Consider the following 19,910-nt stretch of genomic DNA (forward strand, 5'->3'; position numbering starts at 1 on the left):
ATAGTACTTTTAGATTATAAAAAAACCATCAAATGAATGATGGCTTTCTCCCTTTATGTATTAAAACAGCTGATTCGGTTCCAGTTTTCCTTTTTGAATTAAATGGTCCCGCTTTTTATCTCTCCACATATCCGCTAGGGTCGCGACTATCAGTAATACTGTAAGCAGGATTCCTTTTCCTTCTGCCAGTTTAAATACCAGGGCGATAAAACCTTCAGACATGAAGGTTCCCATTAATGAACCCACAAGCATGATGATCCAGACAATCAATGCTCCTTCTAAAACGGCTAATGCTCTCATTTATTCGACCTCCCGGGTATATAAAATCATTATGCCAATACCCCGCAGACAGCAGTCTAAACGTTAATCTTGCAATTTGGGCATTCCTTTACTTTCCAAATATCTTCTGCCAGATGCTTTTGCTTTTTTCAGCCTCTAATGCACCGGCTACTTCTTCTACAGACTGTTGTGTCGCCATCAGTTTTTCATAGAGGGAAGTAACTTTTTCGCTCTCTTTTTCATAGCCTTGTGCATGGGCATTTCTTAAATCTTCAATTGTGAGTTTGAGCTCGTGCACCTCATGTATCAGCTGTTTGTTTTGTTCCCTTATTTTATTTTGGGTAAGACGGGACTGCTCGTTTTGCTGTACAAGGAAGCTGACAAGCTTTTTCATATCTGTCAGTTCGGAATTCACATTCATCAGGGAGGTGGAGCTGCTTTCTTCCTCATCCTCCACAGTAATGATAACCGGAATTCCTGCATCCTCAAGCTTTGCTGTAACTTCCTCTTTTTTAAGCCCATCTGAATATAATTTCCGGATAAATTTAAGCTTTTCAATTTCGGAAGCCTGGATTTTATAGCGATTATGTTCCTTCCGATAATTTATGTATTCTGCATGCTCCTGCAAATAACGCTTTAAGCTATTCTCAGGTATGTCCGGAAGTGCCTCTTTAAGCTCCTTCATTGTCAAATACTGATTTGCCAACGTCCTTCAGCACCTTTCTTGGTATCTTGCCGATCACCCAGCTCCTGCCGGGCATTACCCATGACTAACCACCTAACCGCCAACAAAACCACCATGGTCATTTTCTGCGATTAATGATGTCATTACTGCCGCCATTTCTTTAACCATGAGTACGTCATTTGATCTCTCTGAACTCTTTGGAAACGTGGATATATCAACATTTTGGAAACAACCATCCAACCATCAACCTGTTAACCGCTTACTATTTCTGTTCGTACCTGTTTTCTGTTTCTTCTATACTCTATCATAACTTTTCCAGCTTTACGGGGAAAGAGACTTTTAACATAAAAATAAAATAGATTTCTCTGTTCAATTTCAACCATCCAACCACCAACATATCAACCATGTTGTTTTTCAGGTAATGAGGCCCGCTTCTCCCCTCCCCTTTTTGAAAATAGAACAGAAAAATGCACCTCGACTTAAGAGAGGTGCATTTCTATTAGTTTTGCGGTTTATATTCTTCCGGCCGATCATTCGTCTGTTTAAAATGGTAGCGGATAGCATCGCAAATTCTCCTGGAAGCATTTCCGTCTCCATATGGGTTTACAGCTTTAGCCATTTTTTCATAAGCTGCCCCATCAGTCAGAAGCTCCATTGCCAGTTCGTAAATTGGCTGTTCCTCAATGCCGGCAAGCTTAAGGGTACCGGCTTCAATTCCTTCAGGCCTTTCCGTTGTATCACGAAGAACAAGGACAGGCACACCAAGTGATGGTGCTTCTTCCTGAACTCCGCCTGAATCGGTCAGAATCAGATGAGCTCTTGAAGCAAAGTTATGGAAATCAATAACGTCAAGCGGCTCAATCAGATGAATGCGGCTATTGCTGCCAAGGATTTCTGATGCGATCTCCCGTACAGCAGGGTTCATATGAACAGGATATACGACTTGTATATCTTTCTGTTCTTCCACCAGCCTTTTAATAGCCTTGAACATGTTCCGCATCGGCTCACCCAGATTTTCACGGCGGTGTGCAGTCAGTAGCACAAGGCGGTCATCGCCGATTTTCTCAAGGACTTCATGATGATACGTATCTTTAACCGTTGTTTTAAGCGCATCGATTGCCGTGTTACCAGTGATAAAAATACTGTTGTTCTTTTTATTCTCATTTAAGAGGTTTTCCGCTGACTTCGATGTTGGCGAGAAGTGCAGATCAGCCATGACACCTGTTAGCTGGCGGTTCATTTCCTCAGGGAATGGAGAGTATTTATTCCATGTGCGCAGTCCCGCTTCCACATGGCCGACGACAATCTGATTATAGAAAGCGGCAAGGCTAGCAATAAACGTTGTAGTGGTATCACCGTGAACAAGCACGATATCCGGCTTTACTTCCTTCATGATCTTATCAAGGCCCTCAAGTCCGCGTGTAGTCACATCCACCAGTGTCTGGCGGTCTTTCATGATATTCAGGTCATAATCGGGTGTAACCTTAAAGATAGTTAATACCTGATCAAGCATTTCGCGATGCTGTGCCGTCACGGTCACAATCGATTCAAAATGCCCAGGATGTTTTTGAAGTTCAAGAACAAGAGGGGCCATTTTAATGGCTTCAGGCCTTGTCCCGAAAATCGTCATTACTTTAATCGGACGATTCATTCAGAGCACCTTCCTTTATGAAAAGATATTTTCAATCTTTTTGTCTGTTCGCTGCTGCTGATATTATTTCGTTCCGAATAAACGGTCGCCTGCATCGCCCAAACCAGGGACGATATAGCCTTTTTCGTTCAATTTTTCGTCTAATGCTGCAATGTAGATGTCAACGTCAGGGTGAGCTTCCTTCACAGCTTCTACGCCTTCAGGAGCTGCAATAAGGCACATGAATTTAATGTTTTTGCCTCCGCGCTTTTTAAGAGAATGGATGGCTTCAACCGCAGAGCCGCCCGTTGCAAGCATAGGGTCAACTACGATGAAATCTCTTTCTTCCACATCACTTGGAAGCTTCACATAGTATTCAACCGGCTGCAGGGTTTCCGGGTCACGGTACAAACCGATATGGCCCACTTTTGCAGCTGGAATCAGCTTCAGGATGCCGTCAACCATTCCAATTCCCGCGCGCAGAATTGGAATGATCCCTATCTTCTTACCTGCAAGTACATTGGACTTCATCGTGCTGACTGGTGTATCAATTGTGATTTCTTCTAAAGGCATGTCCCGGGTAATCTCGAATGCCATCAGTGTTGCCACTTCATCGACAAGCTCGCGGAATTCCTTTGTTCCCGTACTCTTTTCACGAATGTATGTAAGCTTATGCTGAATTAATGGATGATCAAAAACGTAAACCTTTGCCATGAGTATCTCTCCTTTTCATTATGCAGATTAGTCGAACCACACTTCGTCTAATTTTACAGAAAAACAATTCTATCGGCAACTATGATTCGTATTTGTAAAAGAAAAGTCATTATTACAGCAAAAGCGGAAGCGCCCCGCTTACGAAGGAATGCAGACTAAAAACGCCACGTCCTCCCAAGCTGCCGCTTTTGGTCGTGCGATGATTATGCTGACGAAGCCTTCCCTTGTCCTGCGGGCCTCAAGCACAAGTCATGCATCCCCTAAACGCTGGAGCTAGACCACAAAGTCATAAACATTTCGCGATTTTTATAATTTCCCAGAAAACAATAATAGCGGAAGGCCAACGTGTATTGGCGACATCGATGGATTTGATTAGAACCGGGAGCCAGACAGTTTCACAAAGTCCAAAATTTTCTTATGTTACCACATAAAAACCGGCCTCAAGCTGAGACCGGCTGATTGATTAATGTTCTGGATATAAAGTGAAGCTGCCTGTTAGGGCTTCTACGCGCTGAGCCGCTTCTTGAAGCTTCCCTTCATCTTCGTGATTTTTAAGTGTGAACGCAATGATGGATGCAATTTCCTGCATTTCTTTTTCGCCAAATCCGCGGGACGTAACAGCCGCTGTACCGATACGGATGCCGCTTGTGACAAATGGGCTTTCCGGATCGAAAGGAATCGTGTTTTTGTTGACTGTAATGCCGACCTCATCAAGGACTTTCTCTGCTACTTTCCCTGTTAGGCCAAGGGAACGGAGATCAACCAGCAGCAAATGGTTGTCTGTACCCTGTGATACAAGATCAATTCCTTCAGCCTGCAATGCTTCAGCCAGCTTTTTGGCATTCGAAATGATATTGCCTGCATAGGTTTTGAAATCATCCTGAAGTGCTTCGCCGAAGGCAACCGCTTTTGCCGCAATGACGTGCATTAAAGGACCGCCCTGGATTCCAGGGAAAATGGATTTATCAATTTTCTTCGCATATTCTTCTTTGCAGAGAATCATGCCGCCGCGCGGTCCGCGCAATGTCTTATGAGTAGTAGTTGTAACAAAGTCTGCGAACGGAACCGGATTCTGATGAAGCCCAGCAGCTACAAGGCCTGCAATGTGAGCCATATCTACCATCAGCATGGCACCGACTTCATCGGCAATTTCACGGAAACGCTTGAAGTCAATTTCACGCGGATAGGCACTTGCGCCCGCTACAATTAATTTCGGCTTAGACGTGCGGGCTTTTTCAAGAACATCTTCATAATCGATGCGATGTGTTTCTTTATCCACACCATATTCGACGAAATTGTACTGCACGCCGCTGAAGTTAACAGGGCTGCCGTGCGTTAAATGTCCGCCATGTGAGAGATTCATACCGAGAACAGTATCTCCCTGCTCTAGAACAGTGAAGTATACGGCCATGTTTGCCTGTGCACCTGAATGCGGCTGTACATTCACATGCTCTGCACCGAAAATTTCTTTCGCACGGTCACGGGCTAAATCTTCGACTACATCCACATGCTCACATCCGCCATAATAGCGGCGGCCTGGATAGCCTTCTGCATACTTGTTTGTTAAAACAGAACCCTGTGCTTCCATTACCGCTTCACTGACAAAGTTTTCAGAAGCGATTAATTCAATCTTTGTTCTCTGACGTCCTAATTCTTCTTGAATCGACTTGAAAATCTGCTCATCCTGCTGTGCTAAATGCTTCATAAGAATCCTCCCTTTTCTCCAACACACTTTTAATGATGGCAAGCCTCTATGGGCTTTCCATTTCTATGTATCGATCTTTTTGTGAAAATTCTTTTTCATTTTAGCATGTTTTCCGAAAAAGTGACAGGCTCCTAAGCCAGTTTAATAGATTGGTATGGGTGCCTGCCACCATCCTTTTAATCCCAGTTCCAATACTCCTTCTCCCCAAGGTATGGAGCACGGATTTGTTTTTCTTTTTTAAGCTTTAATAGTTCTTTTACCGGGCCGGTAACCACTGCTCCATAGACAATGAATCCATTTTTCTTCAGGTATTGATGACGTTCTTTCAGATGGTCAAGACCGAGGAAGTTCTCATAATAGCTTTGAGATTCATTTTTTAAGAGACCCTCCATCTGTTTCAGCATCATCTTTTTATTTTCATCCATAAATTCCTCATTAAGGGCTAATTTCGATTCAGACATATAATCTTCGCCTGCTTTCCTTCCTCCGGCCAAACCATAAATGGAAGTTAATTCGATTGAGTTCCCTCCGCTTCCGTAACCCGTCTTAAATTCTTTCAGTTCTCCTGTATAGAGCGACATCCAAAGGACTTCCAGGTCATATGGCTTTAAAAGCTCCATCAGTTCTTCCGGCTTCATGAATGACTGGGTGGAAAATGCCAGTTCAGCCACTGTCCCCTCGTGTATTTTCTCAAGAGAAGTCCAGACCGCAGGTTCCCCTTCAGCTGCCAGCCTTTTTCCGCTATTCGGATTTTCAGGCAGGGAAAAACGGTAAATGCTTTCATTTTGCGGCTGAAATTCCTGAATACTCAAGGTGGAATATGAATTTAATAGCCTTTTCTCAACCTTCACCTCTCCAATTGTCTGATACTCCCGGCCAATTTTCCGTGCGATCGGATAGGATATTTTCTGTGTCAGAAATGGCGTTACTTCTTTATTCATCATGCCTCCGAAATCCTCATGCATGTTTGGGTACTTCCAATCCAGTGCCACCTTACTGTAAAAAGCATGCTTTCTTTCACTATTGGCAGCGTCTGACAGTATATTTACGGCCATCATATATGCCCAGAAGAGAAACAAGCAGGCAGAGAGCACTTTAACTACTCTGAATGTTAAGGTAAACCGGTATTTAGCCATGATTTTCTTTTCGCGGTCTTTGTTCCAGTCAGTCATGTTCTTCCCTCCATTGTTCATCGGCAAGCTGAGCAAGCTTTTTCCGGGCCCGATGCAGTGTCACCTTTACTTGATTTTCTGATAGATCCAATGTTTCCCGGATCTCACTATAGCTAAAAGACTCAAATTCTCTTAAATATAAAATAGAACGATATTGTTCCGGCAGACAGCTCATTAGGTCTGCGACTTTTTCATTCGATTCTTTCTTTAGTGCTGAATCCTCAGGCATTCCGTAAGGGCTGGTCATTTCTCCCTTTGAAAATAAATAGCCGGCAAAAGGAATCTTATTTCTCCTTTGCCGTTTCCGCCATTCATCCAAATAAGCATTCCTTGCTACCTTAAAAAGCCATGCCCTTACATCTTCCTGTTTGTAGAATGAGAGAGAAACCGTTGCCTTAATAAATGTTTCCTGCGTTAGATCTTCAGCTGTTTCTTTAGAGCCTGACATCTTATATAAATAGTAATACAGCGGTCTGGCATAATGACGATATAAATCATCCAGCCGATCCCGCCTGCTCTCCTTCAACGGCTTCTCCCCCCTTTCTCACTAAAAGCTGCACTATATACACGTTCTTCCTTCTTGAATGTTACACGTTATATAAAAAAAGTGACAGGCACCTATACCAGTTTGCTTAAGTGGTATAGGTGCCTGTCACCCAAATGGCATGATGGATTCGGACTCAGGATCAGCGATTTCTGCTTTCTCTGTCCGAAGTTGACCTGACTTCGGACTCTGAATCCATGATTTATGGTTTTTCAGTCCGAACAGGCGTCCAGTGGCGGAAACTAATCAAGGATCCAATCGGGAGAATAAAGCCCCAATCACCAGGTGATTGGGGCAGCAAAATATTATTAAATCATCTGCAAGATTCGTTATCAGAGTTCCGTTCATAAATCGCCCGGGCCCCACCAATGAGTTTCGGCCTGGTTTTAGCCAGGGTGACGTGGGCCTCGCCGACTGATTTTTGGGAGGTTCTGATTGGAACAGCGACATGCTTCAGGTGCATTCCGATCAGTGTGTCGCCGATATCGATACCGGCATCAGCTTTGATAAACTCAACCATGACGGGATCTTTGAAGTGTTCATAGGCGTAAGTCGCCATCGCGCCGCCGGCCGCACGGTGAGGGATGACGGCCACTTCATCCAGATTTCTTGCCTCGGCTACATCCCGCTCCACGACTAATGCCCTGTTCAAATGCTCGCAGCATTGAAAAGCCAGTTCAGCCCCGGTGTCCTGGCGGAGCTTGTCCAGACGCTCAAAAATCAATTCAGCCACTTGTTCCGTTCCGGCTGTGCCTATTCGTTTCCCGGCGACTTCACTCGTGCTGCAGCCGACTACAAGAAGATGCTTCTCACTTAAAGGAACTTGTTCGCTGAATTCACGTATGATTGTATCAATTTCTGTTTTCCATTGTTCAATCAAAAAAGCTCCCCCCTTCGAAAGATTTACTTCGTTTCGTAAGCAGTAATCTTTCCAACACGGTTTTCATGGCGGCCGCCTTCAAAATCTGTTGAAAGCCATACTTTTGCAATTTCACGGGCCAGGCCGGGGCCAATTACTCGTTCACCCATCGCAAGGATATTGCTGTCATTATGTTCACGGGTTGCTTTTGCACTGAATACATCATGCACCAGCGCACAGCGGATTCCCTTTACTTTGTTGGCAGAGATGCTCATTCCGATTCCGGTTCCACAGATCAGAATGCCCTTATCGAATTCGCCGCCTGCAACCTTTTCGGCAACTGGCAATGCATAATCCGGATAATCTACTGAAGTTTCGCACTCACAGCCGAAATCTTCATATTCAATGCCCATTTCATCCATTAAGCTTTTTATTTCTTCGCGGAGATTAAGTCCGCCATGATCTGATGCGATTGCAATTTTCATAAAAAACCCTCCAGTTTGAAGCCGCTTTATTTTGACATTATGCTCTTATTTTGACACAAAACCTTGAAAATATAAAGAAAGGGAGCCGCATTTTGGGCTCCCTTATAATTTAAATTTCGTTATGGTGCTATTTAATTTTTCTGCCTGTTCTTTTAGCTCGATGGCGAGCTTTTCCACATTGCCGATGACAGCAGTCTGGTGTTGAGTGGCAGCTGAAACCTCCTGTGCGCCTGCTGATGTTTCTTCCGCAATGGCTGCTACTTCCTGAGATTGGGTGGATGTATGCTGGATGCCTTCCATCTGGGAATCCACCAGTCCTGAAATGGCAGACACTGAAGCAGCCATTTCATTGACCACTTTCGCCATTTCCTCAATCACTTCATTTGTTTTCGTGCCTTTTTTCACTTCATTATTAGCAGTCTCCACCTGATAAGAGATTTGCGTGACAACATTGCGGACCTCTTCCTGTATGTTCTGTATCAGCTCCGAGATGCCCTGGACCGCTTTAGCACTCTCATCTGCAAGCTTCCGCACTTCTTCAGCGACTACGGCAAATCCTTTGCCATGGTCACCCGCTCGGGCTGCTTCAATGGAAGCATTTAAAGCAAGAAGATTCGTCTGGGCTGCAATGTCACCGACCAGCTGTATAATCTGCTCTACCTTTACGGCATTTTGCTCAAGACGCTTTACTGTCTGAAGTGATTCCTCATTATCCTGGGCCAGTTTTTCTATGCCGGAAATAAGTGAATGGATCACCTTCTTTGATTCCATCAGGTCCTGAACCATTTCACCGGAAACATTTTGTGATGCTTTTGCTGTATCTTGGACTTCCTGGGCAATGCGCAGGACATCTTCCATGGATTCAGCTGTTGACTGAATGGACACGGCAGAACTATCTGCTCCCTGGGAAATCTCGCTGATGGTTCTGGCAATCGAGTCTGCCTGCTCTGCAGCTGCTGAGGACTCGGAAGACATCGCGATGACTTTTTCATTCGTTTCTTTGAAGTTCTCGTCAATTTTTTGAACCATATCCCTTAAATTGAAAAGCATATGATTGAATGCAATGCCTAATGAACGGATCTCATCATCTGACTTGGAAAGCTCTGCATCCTGGCCTATATCGCCATTGGCGGCCATGAGGGCCGTTTTTTCAAGCTTCTGCAATGGTTTGATAATAAAGCCTGCAGCAAAAAAGGCTAGAACACCTGACCAGAAAATCCCCATTGCTAAGGTTAAAAAAGTAAAAACAGCCTCTCCGAATGGAAGCATCTCTTCAATGCTTGGAAATAAAAAGTAAAGAAATACAGCACTTGTTGTGTATGTAATGATGGCCAGCGATGTGATGAATAATACGAGCTTTTTCCTAAGGCCGAATTTATAGTCCTTTTTCTCCCCCATTATGTTGTCCCCCTGATTAATCTTCTCTCTTGACGCGATCCAAAATTTGTTCAATCGCTTCATTCAGATCTTTAAATGTACTTCTATATATCTCAACCGGCCCCCCATATGGATCAATAATATCTCCCGCAGCTCCGGCAAACTCTTTTAATGTGAAGGTTTTGCCCTCGGCACCAGGAAACATGGACAGAATCGTATTTTTGTGGCCGGCAGTCATCGTTAAAATATAGGTCGCCCAGTCTATTAAATCTTCACTCATACTGGATGATTGATGCTGAAGCGAAATTCCGTTCTCCTCCAGCACACTTTTCGTATTCGCGGACGCCTCACTGCCATCTGCCGCAAATACGCCAGCCGACTTCACTTCCACACCGGAAATCAATCTGCTTTTTAAAATGGCTTCTGCCATTGGGCTTCTGCACGTATTTCCCGTACAAACAAATAATACATTTGCCATAGAAACTCTCCCTCCCTTTATATCGGTTTAAACTCAATAAACTTTATCCAAACTTTTCTTACATTATAAGACAATTTTCCTATAACACCTATAGCCCCCATACAAAAAAAGAAAAAGGGCAGCCGGCACCCTTTTCATTTTTCACAAAATATTAACATTTAAACAATTTATAAAAATAAGAGCTTTACCCCAAAAGCGAGGAGGATGGCACCACCGAGAGCTTCGCTGTAGGAGCCGATCCAGCTTTGGACTTTTCTGCCGGTGAGGAGGCCTGCCCATGTTAGGATAGTGGCACCGGCTCCAAAAAAGACGAGTACCAGGAATGTTTTAGCTCCGTAGATTCCAAGGCTTAGGCCGACTGAAAAACTATCAAGGCTGACGCTCAGTGCAAAAATCAGCAGCCCTATGCCCACTGGCGTAATTAAGCTGTCTTCTTCATCCCTGAAGCTTGACCAAATCATCTGCACGCCTAATAAAAGGAGCAGCCCCCCGCCAACATATCCGGCAATGGCTCCAAATGTATTTGAAAGGAATCTGCCTGCTATCATTCCCAATAAAGGCATCCAGACATGGAAAAGTCCAATGGTGATGCCGATTTTAGCTATTTGTCTGAGGCGGAGTTTGTACATCCCCATGCCAAGACCTACTGAAAAGGCATCCATTCCCAATGCGAATGCCATTAAAGCCAGTGTTAAAATTTCGCCAATCATTGCAGACATTTTTCCGCCCCCTTGGACTTGCTAATTCAGCATATGCACGTCCAGGCGGATTTAGAATGCTATTGCCTTTTTACAAAACAAAAAACCGCTTCATGACGAAACGGTTTCGGATACCTATCACAAACCGTTAATTTGGATTGTAAAAAGGAATGTTTGTTGTATATAAAAATGTTATTGGTGTTGTGGACCAAATTGCTATACCGGCGTTTGGTCTTTTTGTTTGTATGGCATTTATAAACCATTATTGCAGAGAAGGATTTATGCCCATTTTTGGTGAATTGCTTATTAAACTATCGGGGCAGAATAGTTTAAATATGATTACTAAAGGATTGAGAGAGAATGAGTTTAGCTTCCTACATTGGCTGCAATATAGAATTATCAATTAACGATGATGAATATTCAGGTGATTTTTTTTACATTGGAAGTTGTTTTGCTGGAGAAAGAGAACTCCAAAATGCAAAGAAATATCAGTTGACTACCCCTTATGTTTACGAGGTATCAAGCCACTGGGGAATTGAGATTTCGGAATATATGGATCAAGAAACGTGTGCTGAATCAAAAGTAAAGCTATTAGAACTTTGTAAAAGAATGGACAACTATCTTGAAAAAGGGGATTATTTTGAACTGTTTAGTTGTTGGATTGGAGAAGAAACGGATAAGCGAGAAGGTGAGATAACTCTTCAAATCAATAATTTTGATATTGACCAGATTGAAATACCAGAAAAAACGTTAGTGAGATTCGAAAAATAATGGCTTTTTCAGGAGTTTTAGTTAAAAATGGACTAGATTATAAATTAAAATCGCTTAACGCTACTGTTAAGCAGTTTTTTTCATTCCCCCAATTATTTGTGTAAGCAAAATTGCTGGTTAAAATGTGCACCCTTACAGAAATGTCTGTTAGTCTGCAAATTGATATACAAATTCTATAACAAAAAATAAAATCTATTAGTATAAATGCCTGTATATCAATAAAAATAGACCATCAATTTCAATTACAATTTGATGGTCTATTTGCTTACATAATTAAATTTTATGACAGGTAACTGAAACCGCTTCATGACGAAACGGTTTCTTTATTTATCTGCTAATGATCCTGTGTCCAGCTGCCTTCATCAGGCGGTTCATGATGGCATGCCCTACGCCTTCACCCGGAAACATCTCACAGAAAATAATATCAGCATCAGTTGTATTGAAATATCTTAACGCTTCATAGAGAGAGCTTGCCACGGTTTCAAGCTTTTCCCGCTGCCCGCAGGCATACACATAGTCAGCATGATAGAATTCCCGGTTTTCCTCTGTCGTCAGAACGCCTACTGAAAGACCTTCCTGCTTCTTATCCTCAACAAATTGCTGGATATCTTCTCTTGTTCCTTCTACTAAATAGAGAGGTGCATCCGGCGCATAGTGACGGTACTTCATGCCCGGAGATTTCGGTGCCTGGCTTTCATCCGTTAATGCAGGGTCAACACTGACCTCTCCTACAACCTCTTCCAGCTGTTCTCTTGTAATGCCGCCCGGCCTTAGGATAACCGGCACTTCTCCCGTACAATCCACAACGGTTGATTCCACACCAACACCAGTCGGACCTCCATCCACTAATCCGGCAATTCTTCCATTCAGGTCTTCCCAGACATGGTCAGCCGTTGTCGGACTTGGCCTTCCGGACCGGTTCGCACTTGGTGCCGCAATGGGAAGTCCTGTTTTCTTCAGCAGCGCCAGGGCCACCGGATGATCCGGCATTCTTACAGCCACTGTGGATAAACCCGCTGTTGCATACTGGGAAAGAACGCCCTCCTTATGAGTAAAAATGAGCGTAAGCGGTCCCGGCCAAAATTGTTCCATCAGCGTCTGCGCCTTTTGCGGAATTTCCGTTATAAAAGCGTTCAGCTGAGCTTTATTAGCAATGTGGATAATCAGTGGATTATCACTCGGACGTCCTTTTGCCTCGAATATTTTACTGACCGCTTCATCACTTTTCGCATTCCCGCCTAATCCATATACGGTTTCTGTTGGAAAAGCGACCACTTCATTATTTTTCAGCAGATCGGCAGCCTGTGAACACTGTGAATAACTATCTTCTTTATCCACACTGTTATCCACCGGCCATCTTTTTGTAATCATTGTTATCCACCTTCATAAAAAATGTTTTTTTACTGTCAAAATTCCTATGTTTTCGACATTTTTTTTGAACATTCCTTTGGAAAGTATAGTAGAAGAAGCTGGATAACTCAAGTCTTATCCACAAATTGTGTATAAATAAGACGGATTTGTGTATAACTTTGGCAAGATACCCACAATTCACATGGATAATTTCAAAAAGAAAGAGTTATCCACAGTCAGGATGTGTTTAACATGCTCTGACTTGAATAATACTTCCGGCAAGTGTGCTGTTTCTTCCTCTTTAAAACCAAGCAGGCTGAAAAAGGCCAGCGAATTTCGTTTATTCGATGCGAGATACAATGCCTCCATGCCCCGATCCCTGGCCAGCATTAATATTTGCTCAAACAAAATAAATAAATCTTTTTCAGTTGCTGTGGATGTCATTACAAGCGATCTCAAAAGACCGACCTTTCCATGGGGTTCAATTCCCAGGGTAGCCTTAATATCCCCGGAATCATTCTCCATAATTAAAAAATATTCAATTGCTTCCTTTATCCCGTCCACACTTAAGTTTGCCGATTCCAGAAATGATGCCAGATTCTCCACATCTGAAGCATGAGCACATCTCACTACACCTGTTTCCATTTCTTCACCCCATTTTTTTATTGTCACTCTATGAATATGAAAAAATAGAAAAAGTAGAACTAGATTTTCGGAAAAGCAGAAGCACCTTGACGAAACACTATGATTTAAACATAAAACACGGCAGCTGTCTGATGCGGCTGCCGTGTTTATATTACTATCATATGCTTTTTTTCTGCGGCAGGTTTAGTCGTTCGAGTTGCCGCCTTTTCGGCCGATTTCTTCATAGAAATCGCGGTCATGATTTTCACTAGTTGCTTCTCCGCCTTTACGTCCAATTTCCTGGTAGAATTCCTTGTCATGATTTTCGGCTGTTGCTTCTCCGCCTTTTTGGCCAATCTCCTGATAGAAATCACTATCATGATTTTCCGCTGTCGCTTCTCCGCCTTTTTTGCCTATTTCCTGGTAGAAGTCCTTGTCATGGTTTTCAGCTGTTGCTTCTCCGCCTTTGGAGCCGATTTCCTGATAGAATTCCTTATCATGGTTGCGGCTTGTTGCTTCTCCGCCCATGCGTCCCCGTTCCTCACGAGACATTTTATCGTTGTTATTATTGTTGTTTTTAGCCATAATCTTTCATCTCCTTTTTTGTTTGGGTTTTGTTGTTACACTCCTTTAAATATCCGTTTTTGGGAGAATCAAACGCCTGAAAGGAAGATGTTATATGCTTGTCTTAATTGTAATTTGATTTCCAATTTTTAAAATGATTCTAAAAAGAGATGGGTTTGGGGTCGGGGTTCGGACTCTTCGGGTGCTTTTTCTCGCTTATGTGTGTAAAGTTGGCTCGGGTTCAGACTCTGGAGTCACTTTTCCTGCTCCTTCTGTCTGAAGTTAGACCTGGTTCAGACTCTACGGTTGCTTTTTCCCCCTTCTGTGTCTGAAGTTGACACAGGTTCGGACTCTACGAGCGCTTTCTCCCCCTTTTGTGATCTGAAGTTGACCCAGGTTCGGACTCTACGAGCGCTTTCTCCCCCTTTTGTGTCTGAAGTTGACCCAGGTTCGGACTCAAATTCCAGGTTTCCCGCCTGCTCTATCTAAAGTTGAGCCGGGTTCGGACTCTATATCCATTTTTTCCGCTCCCACTGTCCGAAGCTGACTGTGGACCCACCACAAAAAAGAAAAACCCTGCTCTGCAGCAGGGCTTAACCAAAGATTTTTTCCCATATTTCTACTAAAAAGAATTTTACTTCTACTGGTTCTTCATCTTCCTCCGTGTAAACAGGAGGGGTTTCTTTTTCGGAGTCTGTGTCAGCCGCGATTTCTTCTGCTTGTACTACTCCCTTCTTTTCTCCTTCTTCAAATCCTTCGCTTACCGCTACACCGTTTGAGAAGTCAAGGAAGCATAGAGGAGGGAATAGCACGCACCACCAGTTGGCGCCTTTTCCTTCACCAAGAGTGATAAGGATCGCTTCGTACTCGCCTGCAGGATATAAGAATTGTCCGTATAATTTCGTCGGGAAACTGACTTTTCCAAAGTCGGCATTTACACTTTGGTTCGATCCTTCTTCAGCTACTACTTGTTCGGCAATCTTCTGAATCTCAGGCAATCTGGACTGGATCAGTTCGCGGGCATCTTCGATAGAAGTCAGCTCTGCCACCCACTCTGTGATTTCTTCATTTACTGCGTCCCTTACTTTTCTTTTAACCGCCTGGTCCTCTTCATTATCGCTATTGGCTAGAATGCGCAGCCTGATAGCCTCATTTGGTATGACCATTGGTTCATCTGCTGTCACTTCTGTTTGCGGTATATATAAACTTAATATAGTTCCTAAGGATAAAATCAGTACATATAATTTCACAATCGTTTTTGTGTTCATCATTTCCGCCACCATCCCTTCACTATCCACAGTGTGGACAGGATGGCAAATTCTTAAACTATTAAAATTAATATTTTTCTAGTTTCTATTATTCGACAAAATTCGGGTGGTGCCTGTCACCCGATCTCCGCAAAAACCATCCGATCTTTGCCGTTTATGTCATAGCTGGTTTCGATATTGGCCTGTGGAAAGGCTTTTTGAAGGAGTGCAGAGACTGCTGCACTTTGGCCGGCTCCTACCTCGAAACCGATGAGGGCACGGTCTTTGATGACAGCTGGCAGCTCTGCCATAAAGCGTTTGTATAGGTCCAGTCCCTCTTCCCCTGCAAAAAGGGCACGATGCGGCTCGTGCTTGGTGACTATATCTGACATCCACTCGATATCCTTTTCCGGTATATACGGAGGATTTGATAGAATGATATCAAATTTCTTTCCTTTTGAGATGAGGGGCCGGAGAAGGTCTCCCTGGAAAAATTCGATTTCTGCTCCATTCTGTTCTGCATTTTTTTGAGCAAGCTCAAGGGTCGGTCCATAGATATCTGTGGCCGTGACAGTTAATTCCGGTTTCTCGAGCTTCATCGTAACAGCAATCGCTCCGCTTCCGGTGCCAATGTCCGCCATCTCAAGCCCAGTTGCGGTGCCAAACAGCTTGTTTATCTTCTGCAGAGCGTTATAAACCAGTTCTTCTGTTTCCGGCCTTGGGATAAGCACATCTTCATTCACCTGGAAGGTGCGCCCGTAGAATTCCTCAGAGCCGATGATATACTGCACAGGCTTGCCCTCTGCATGTGCCTGCACAGCTCTCTGGAATTCAGCGAGGACCTCCGGGTGCAATTCTTCGCGCAGATTAGCCAGAAAGCTTGCCCTGCTCATCTTCATAAAATGCTGCAATAGCAGCTCACCGGCATTTTCATCACGATTTGACTTCCTTAAAAAAGAAGAAGCCCAATTGAGGGCTTCATATACTTTAATCGCTGAATTACTCATTGGATGCACTGTCCAGCTTGGCAGATTGCTCTTCCACGATCAGCGCATCAATAACCTCATCAAGCTTGCCTTGAAGGATCTGATCAAGCTTTTGGATCGTTAATCCAATGCGGTGATCGGTTACACGGTTTTGCGGGAAGTTGTACGTACGGATACGCTCAGAGCGGTCTCCGGTACCAACTGCTGATTTACGCTGCTGGTCATATTCAGCCTGTGCTTCCTGCTGGAACTTATCATAAACACGGGCACGAAGAACCTTCATCGCTTTTTCTTTATTTTTGATCTGTGACTTTTCATCCTGGCAGGATACAACAGTACCTGTCGGCAAGTGAGTCAAACGAACAGCCGACATTGTCGTGTTAACACTCTGTCCGCCCGGTCCGCTTGAAGCAAATGTATCCACACGGATATCTTTCTCATGAATGTCGATTTCCACTTCTTCTGCTTCCGGAAGAACCGCAACCGTTGCCGTAGAAGTGTGGATGCGCCCGCCAGATTCAGTTTCCGGTACACGCTGAACACGGTGTGCGCCATTTTCAAACTTAAGCTTGGAATATGCGCCATTTCCGTTGATCATGAAGATGATTTCCTTATAGCCGCCTACACCCGTAGAACTGGCTTCAATAACATCGATCTTCCAGCCCTGCGTCTCAGCAAAGCGGCTGTACATGCGATATAGGTCACCTGCAAACAAGGCAGCTTCATCACCGCCCGCAGCACCGCGGATTTCCATAATAACGTTTTTATCATCATTCGGGTCTTTTGGAATGAGGAGGATTTTCAGACGCGCTTCCAGGTCCTCTTTTCTATCTTCAAGCTCAGCCAGCTCTTCTTTTACCATTTCGCGCATTTCTGCATCCAGCTTCTCTTCAAGCATGGCACGCGCATCCTGATACTGCTCTTTCACTTCTTTATATTCGCGGTATGTGTCAACAGTTTCCTGAATACCGGACTGTTCTTTTGAATATTCCCGAAGCTTTTTTGGATCATTGACAATTTCCGGATCGCTCAAAAGCTCATTTAATCTTTCATAACGGTCCTCGACAGATTGAAGACGATCAAACACAGCCATTCACCTCAATTTTTTATCCAATAACCGCGGGGGATTTCCCGGCGGGGTATAGTTAATTTTATTTTACAGCCGTAACAGCTTAACATTCTAATTATAGTATAGCTGATAGTTACAGTCAAAACGATTCATGGCTTTCTTTTCTCCAGGAATTTTCAGAAAAATCATTGCGGGATATTGCGATATCCGATATATTGGTTTTATGAAAAATAAAAACATTACACCTATCAAACGTTTGTCCCTTAGAGATGAAGTTTACGAAACACTCAAGAAAAATATTATCCAGCTTGATTTTGAACCGGGTTCGCGCCTTCATGACAAAGAGCTTGCAGAAGACTTTGGGATCAGCCGCACTCCTGTCCGGGAAGCCTTAAAGAGGCTTGAGGATGAAGGGCTCGTTGTATCAACGCCCGGTTCCTCTACTCGTGTCACACCTCTAAATGAAGATGGTGCCAGCCACGCCTTTCCGGTGGCAGCTTCCCTGCATGCTTTAGGTGCCAGACTTGGCGTTCCCCGCTTAATGCCAAGTGATTTGGCAAGGCTTGAGGCAGCCAATAAAAATCTGGAGGCAGCCATGAAAAAACAGGATATTCTTGGTGCAGTAAAAGCAGATGAAGCCTTCCACGAGGTTTATCTTTCTGCTGCAGATAATCCCGAAATTATCTCAGCATTAAAGAGGATTATGCCCAAAATTCAGCGTCTGGAAATTGCTCAATTCGGATCTTTGAATGGGCTGAAATCTGTTGAGCAGCATAAAAAAATTATGGAAGCCAGCAGGAAAGGCCAGGAACAGCTGGCATCCAGGCTGGTGGAGGAAAATTGGCTGAGTCTTGGCGGGCTATTAACAGGGAAATGAGGTGACTCCTATGAAGGCTATTCTTTTAGGCGTTTGCTCTGCTTTCTTCTTTGCCTTCACTTTTATATTGAACCGGGCAATGGAAATGGATGGCGGGAGCTGGCTATGGAGTGCATCGCTCCGCTATTTTTTTATGATTCCTCTGTTGGTTGCCATTGTGGCATTCAGGGGAAATTTGCGGCCATTATTTACTGAAATGAAAAAGGCCCCAGGGCCGTGGCTGCTATGGAGCTTTGTAGGCTTTGGCTTATTTTACGCACCTTTATGTTTTGCGGCAGCCTATGGACCCGGCTGGCTGATTGCCGGAACCTGGCAGATTACGATTATCTCCGGTTCCCTGCTTGCACCGTTTTTTTTCGTTGCGTTTCAAACCGGAAATGGAACGGTGAAAGTAAGAGGGAAAATTCCTTTTCGCGGAATGATGATGAGCGTGGTTATTCTTCTTGGAGTTGCGGTTATGCAGGTGGAGCACGCATCCTCCATTTCTTTGCGGGATACGCTGCTTGTCATCATTCCTTTGATTATTGCATCCTTTGCCTACCCGTTAGGCAACCGTAAAATGATGGATGTGTGTGAGAATCGGCTTGACGCCTACCAGCGTGTGCTCGGTATGACAATTGCCAGTCTTCCATTTTGGTTCCTGCTTTCATTTGCCGCCCTTGCAACAAGCGGAGTGCCCAGTTTCAGCCAGGTCACTCAATCCGGTTTAGTCGCTCTCTTTTCCGGAGTTTTTGCTACAGTATTATTCTTTGCAGCAACAGACCTAGTCCGGGGCAATATGCAAAAGCTGGGGGCTGTGGAAGCAACCCAATCTCTCGAGGTTCTTTTCGCTGTGCTCGGTGAAGTGGCGCTGCTGTCAAGCCCGCTGCCATCTGGAATTTCTTTAACAGGGATGGCCCTTGTCATTGCTGGTATGGCGCTGCACAGTTTTGTGACCTCGAACAAAGCTATTTTAAAAAGAAAAGCTGCGTAAAAAAATGCCCTGGTAAGCAGGGCATTTTACGTGCGGTCTTCCTGAACCTTCACTTCAATATGATAACGGGGCAGAGCCTTGATCAGCATTTTGTGCAGTTGGGCTTGAGAATCTATTTTTTCCTGATGGGTCATATTGCCTCGTCGATAAGCTGTCACCCACATATCTTCTCCATTAACCCAGACAGCTCCAGGACGGAATCCTTCATGAGCAGCAATCACCTTGCGGGCCTGGTCGATATCATCCTGGTTATCCAGGCGTTTGCCGTCAAAATTGATAAAGTTCGGGTTCTGGTCACCGCTCATCGTCCGGTCCATTGTATCATTGTCCTCCGTGCGGTCCAGGTCATTATTGATAAATGAAACCCCATCCCGGCTCTCATGGTCATACTCACTCTCAGTTGCCTGATTGTTGGCACAGCCAGCCATAAATGCGAGCATCAAAAGGAAAATACTCAGTTTCTTCATTTCTTACACCTCCTTTTTATAGCATGTCCGCTAGAGGGATGTTTGTGCGGTCCAAAATAAGGCAGAGCTGGGGTGTGAAGGCATTGATGTTTGATTTGGCTGAAGACATGGCGGCCATTTGTATCTGGAAGTTGATTCAGGTTCGGACTCTGACTCCCGGATTTTCGCTTTTTGTGTCTGAAGTTGACCCAAGTTCGGACTCAAACTCAGGGATTTTCGCTTTTTGTGTCTGAAGTTGACCCAAGTTCGGACTCAAATTCCGGGATTTTCACTTTTTGTGTCTGAAGATGACCCTGGTTCGGACTCAAATTCCGAGATTTTCGCTTTTTGTGTCTGAAGTTGACCCAAGTTCGGAC

22 protein-coding genes are annotated in these 19,910 nt (G+C 44.1%); 3 read left to right on the forward strand and 19 right to left on the reverse strand.

The window, feature by feature from the left end:
- Positions 1 to 60 precede the first annotated feature (60 nt).
- The 12 genes from CE058_RS16965 to CE058_RS17020 form a co-directional block, all read right to left on the reverse strand.
- A complete protein-coding gene (locus CE058_RS16965; protein ID WP_163144274.1) occupies positions 61 to 300 on the reverse strand; it encodes a hypothetical protein in 240 nt (79 codons plus the stop codon).
- An 88-nt stretch (positions 301 to 388) separates the two neighbouring features.
- Positions 389 to 985, reverse strand: coding sequence for a hypothetical protein (locus CE058_RS16970; protein ID WP_048007937.1), 597 nt, complete (start codon positions 983 to 985; stop codon positions 389 to 391).
- Positions 986 to 1,463: 478 nt separating this feature from the next.
- Positions 1,464 to 2,615: a non-hydrolyzing UDP-N-acetylglucosamine 2-epimerase gene (gene wecB / locus CE058_RS16975; RefSeq protein WP_163144276.1), complete on the reverse strand. Its 1,152-nt coding sequence runs from the start codon at positions 2,613 to 2,615 to the stop codon at positions 1,464 to 1,466.
- Between the two features lie 63 nt (positions 2,616 to 2,678).
- On the reverse strand, positions 2,679 to 3,308 hold the full coding sequence (upp, locus tag CE058_RS16980; protein WP_035327952.1) for a uracil phosphoribosyltransferase: 630 nt from the start codon (positions 3,306 to 3,308) through the stop codon (positions 2,679 to 2,681).
- A gap of 463 nt (positions 3,309 to 3,771) precedes the next feature.
- Positions 3,772 to 5,013 (reverse strand): serine hydroxymethyltransferase, encoded by a 1,242-nt coding sequence (locus CE058_RS16985; protein ID WP_163144278.1) that lies wholly within the window; start codon positions 5,011 to 5,013, stop codon positions 3,772 to 3,774.
- 176 nt (positions 5,014 to 5,189) lie between these two features.
- Entirely contained in the window at positions 5,190 to 6,185 is a 996-nt protein-coding gene (locus tag CE058_RS16990; protein WP_163144280.1) for an anti-sigma factor, read from the reverse strand.
- Positions 6,178 to 6,711: a sigma-70 family RNA polymerase sigma factor gene (locus tag CE058_RS16995; RefSeq protein WP_048012028.1), complete on the reverse strand. Its 534-nt coding sequence runs from the start codon at positions 6,709 to 6,711 to the stop codon at positions 6,178 to 6,180. The genes CE058_RS16990 and CE058_RS16995 overlap by 8 nt, the downstream gene beginning before the upstream one ends.
- Before the next feature lie 331 nt (positions 6,712 to 7,042).
- Positions 7,043 to 7,609, reverse strand: coding sequence for a TIGR01440 family protein (locus CE058_RS17000; RefSeq protein WP_163144282.1), 567 nt, complete (start codon positions 7,607 to 7,609; stop codon positions 7,043 to 7,045).
- A gap of 23 nt (positions 7,610 to 7,632) precedes the next feature.
- Positions 7,633 to 8,073, reverse strand: a complete 441-nt coding sequence (gene rpiB, locus CE058_RS17005) for a ribose 5-phosphate isomerase B (RefSeq protein ID WP_048010927.1) — start codon at positions 8,071 to 8,073, stop codon at positions 7,633 to 7,635.
- A gap of 102 nt (positions 8,074 to 8,175) precedes the next feature.
- A complete protein-coding gene (locus CE058_RS17010; protein WP_163144284.1) occupies positions 8,176 to 9,471 on the reverse strand; it encodes a methyl-accepting chemotaxis protein in 1,296 nt (431 codons plus the stop codon).
- A 16-nt stretch (positions 9,472 to 9,487) separates the two neighbouring features.
- A complete protein-coding gene (locus tag CE058_RS17015) occupies positions 9,488 to 9,928 on the reverse strand; it encodes a low molecular weight protein arginine phosphatase (protein WP_163144286.1) in 441 nt (146 codons plus the stop codon).
- Between the two features lie 167 nt (positions 9,929 to 10,095).
- Positions 10,096 to 10,647 (reverse strand): manganese efflux pump MntP, encoded by a 552-nt coding sequence (locus tag CE058_RS17020; RefSeq protein WP_048010930.1) that lies wholly within the window; start codon positions 10,645 to 10,647, stop codon positions 10,096 to 10,098.
- 339 nt (positions 10,648 to 10,986) lie between these two features.
- On the opposite strand from CE058_RS17020, the gene CE058_RS17025 reads away from it, so the two are divergent.
- Positions 10,987 to 11,397 (forward strand): hypothetical protein, encoded by a 411-nt coding sequence (locus tag CE058_RS17025; protein ID WP_048010931.1) that lies wholly within the window; start codon positions 10,987 to 10,989, stop codon positions 11,395 to 11,397.
- Positions 11,398 to 11,724: 327 nt separating this feature from the next.
- Here the strand turns inward: CE058_RS17025 and CE058_RS17030 are convergent, their stop codons facing one another.
- The 6 genes from CE058_RS17030 to prfA all read right to left on the reverse strand — a co-directional run bounded on the left by CE058_RS17030 (position 11,725) and on the right by prfA (position 17,255).
- Entirely contained in the window at positions 11,725 to 12,768 is a 1,044-nt protein-coding gene (locus CE058_RS17030; RefSeq protein WP_163144288.1) for an L-threonylcarbamoyladenylate synthase, read from the reverse strand.
- Positions 12,769 to 12,945: 177 nt separating this feature from the next.
- Positions 12,946 to 13,392, reverse strand: a complete 447-nt coding sequence (locus CE058_RS17035) for a GNAT family N-acetyltransferase (protein ID WP_163144290.1) — start codon at positions 13,390 to 13,392, stop codon at positions 12,946 to 12,948.
- A 183-nt stretch (positions 13,393 to 13,575) separates the two neighbouring features.
- A complete protein-coding gene (locus tag CE058_RS17040) occupies positions 13,576 to 13,956 on the reverse strand; it encodes a KGG domain-containing protein (protein ID WP_048010934.1) in 381 nt (126 codons plus the stop codon).
- A 572-nt stretch (positions 13,957 to 14,528) separates the two neighbouring features.
- Entirely contained in the window at positions 14,529 to 15,203 is a 675-nt protein-coding gene (gene spoIIR / locus CE058_RS17045; protein WP_286168053.1) for a stage II sporulation protein R, read from the reverse strand.
- Between the two features lie 116 nt (positions 15,204 to 15,319).
- Entirely contained in the window at positions 15,320 to 16,189 is an 870-nt protein-coding gene (gene prmC / locus CE058_RS17050; RefSeq protein ID WP_286168045.1) for a peptide chain release factor N(5)-glutamine methyltransferase, read from the reverse strand.
- Positions 16,182 to 17,255 carry a peptide chain release factor 1 gene (prfA, locus tag CE058_RS17055; protein ID WP_035327978.1) on the reverse strand — a complete coding sequence of 358 codons (1,074 nt, stop codon included), beginning with the start codon at positions 17,253 to 17,255 and terminating at the stop codon, positions 16,182 to 16,184. Before prfA ends, prmC begins: the two co-directional genes overlap by 8 nt.
- 205 nt (positions 17,256 to 17,460) lie before the next feature.
- Between prfA and CE058_RS17060 the strand changes: the two genes are divergently transcribed.
- Both CE058_RS17060 and CE058_RS17065 read left to right on the forward strand, forming a co-directional pair.
- Positions 17,461 to 18,114, forward strand: a complete 654-nt coding sequence (locus CE058_RS17060) for a GntR family transcriptional regulator (RefSeq protein ID WP_163144294.1) — start codon at positions 17,461 to 17,463, stop codon at positions 18,112 to 18,114.
- 10 nt (positions 18,115 to 18,124) lie between these two features.
- A complete protein-coding gene (locus CE058_RS17065) occupies positions 18,125 to 19,087 on the forward strand; it encodes a DMT family transporter (protein ID WP_163144296.1) in 963 nt (320 codons plus the stop codon).
- A 26-nt stretch (positions 19,088 to 19,113) separates the two neighbouring features.
- Here the strand turns inward: CE058_RS17065 and CE058_RS17070 are convergent, their stop codons facing one another.
- Complete coding sequence (locus CE058_RS17070) at positions 19,114 to 19,554, reverse strand: hypothetical protein (RefSeq protein ID WP_048010939.1); 441 nt, start codon at positions 19,552 to 19,554, stop codon at positions 19,114 to 19,116.
- Positions 19,555 to 19,910 lie beyond the last annotated feature (356 nt).

Origin of the sequence: Bacillus sp. 22-7, assembly GCF_010628845.1 — a bacterium.
Lineage (GTDB): Bacteria > Bacillota > Bacilli > Bacillales > Cytobacillaceae > Cytobacillus > Cytobacillus firmus_B.

Excerpts from the sequence above, each read along its gene's own strand:
- CE058_RS16965 (WP_163144274.1), bottom strand. The coding sequence starts at position 300 with ATGAGAGCATTAGCCGTTTTAGAAGGAGCATTGATTGTCTGGATCATC.
- wecB (WP_163144276.1), bottom strand. The coding sequence starts at position 2,615 with ATGAATCGTCCGATTAAAGTAATGACGATTTTCGGGACAAGGCCTGAA.
- upp (WP_035327952.1), bottom strand. The coding sequence starts at position 3,308 with ATGGCAAAGGTTTACGTTTTTGATCATCCATTAATTCAGCATAAGCTT.
- CE058_RS16985 (WP_163144278.1), bottom strand. The coding sequence starts at position 5,013 with ATGAAGCATTTAGCACAGCAGGATGAGCAGATTTTCAAGTCGATTCAA.
- CE058_RS16990 (WP_163144280.1), bottom strand. The coding sequence starts at position 6,185 with ATGACTGACTGGAACAAAGACCGCGAAAAGAAAATCATGGCTAAATAC.
- rpiB (WP_048010927.1), bottom strand. The coding sequence starts at position 8,073 with ATGAAAATTGCAATCGCATCAGATCATGGCGGACTTAATCTCCGCGAA.
- CE058_RS17010 (WP_163144284.1), bottom strand. The coding sequence starts at position 9,471 with ATGGGGGAGAAAAAGGACTATAAATTCGGCCTTAGGAAAAAGCTCGTA.
- CE058_RS17015 (WP_163144286.1), bottom strand. The coding sequence starts at position 9,928 with ATGGCAAATGTATTATTTGTTTGTACGGGAAATACGTGCAGAAGCCCA.
- CE058_RS17020 (WP_048010930.1), bottom strand. The coding sequence starts at position 10,647 with ATGTCTGCAATGATTGGCGAAATTTTAACACTGGCTTTAATGGCATTC.
- CE058_RS17025 (WP_048010931.1), top strand. The coding sequence starts at position 10,987 with ATGAGTTTAGCTTCCTACATTGGCTGCAATATAGAATTATCAATTAAC.
- CE058_RS17030 (WP_163144288.1), bottom strand. The coding sequence starts at position 12,768 with ATGATTACAAAAAGATGGCCGGTGGATAACAGTGTGGATAAAGAAGAT.
- CE058_RS17035 (WP_163144290.1), bottom strand. The coding sequence starts at position 13,392 with ATGGAAACAGGTGTAGTGAGATGTGCTCATGCTTCAGATGTGGAGAAT.
- CE058_RS17040 (WP_048010934.1), bottom strand. The coding sequence starts at position 13,956 with ATGGCTAAAAACAACAATAATAACAACGATAAAATGTCTCGTGAGGAA.
- spoIIR (WP_286168053.1), bottom strand. The coding sequence starts at position 15,203 with ATGAACACAAAAACGATTGTGAAATTATATGTACTGATTTTATCCTTA.
- prmC (WP_286168045.1), bottom strand. The coding sequence starts at position 16,189 with ATGAGTAATTCAGCGATTAAAGTATATGAAGCCCTCAATTGGGCTTCT.
- CE058_RS17060 (WP_163144294.1), top strand. The coding sequence starts at position 17,461 with ATGAAAAATAAAAACATTACACCTATCAAACGTTTGTCCCTTAGAGAT.
- CE058_RS17065 (WP_163144296.1), top strand. The coding sequence starts at position 18,125 with ATGAAGGCTATTCTTTTAGGCGTTTGCTCTGCTTTCTTCTTTGCCTTC.
- CE058_RS17070 (WP_048010939.1), bottom strand. The coding sequence starts at position 19,554 with ATGAAGAAACTGAGTATTTTCCTTTTGATGCTCGCATTTATGGCTGGC.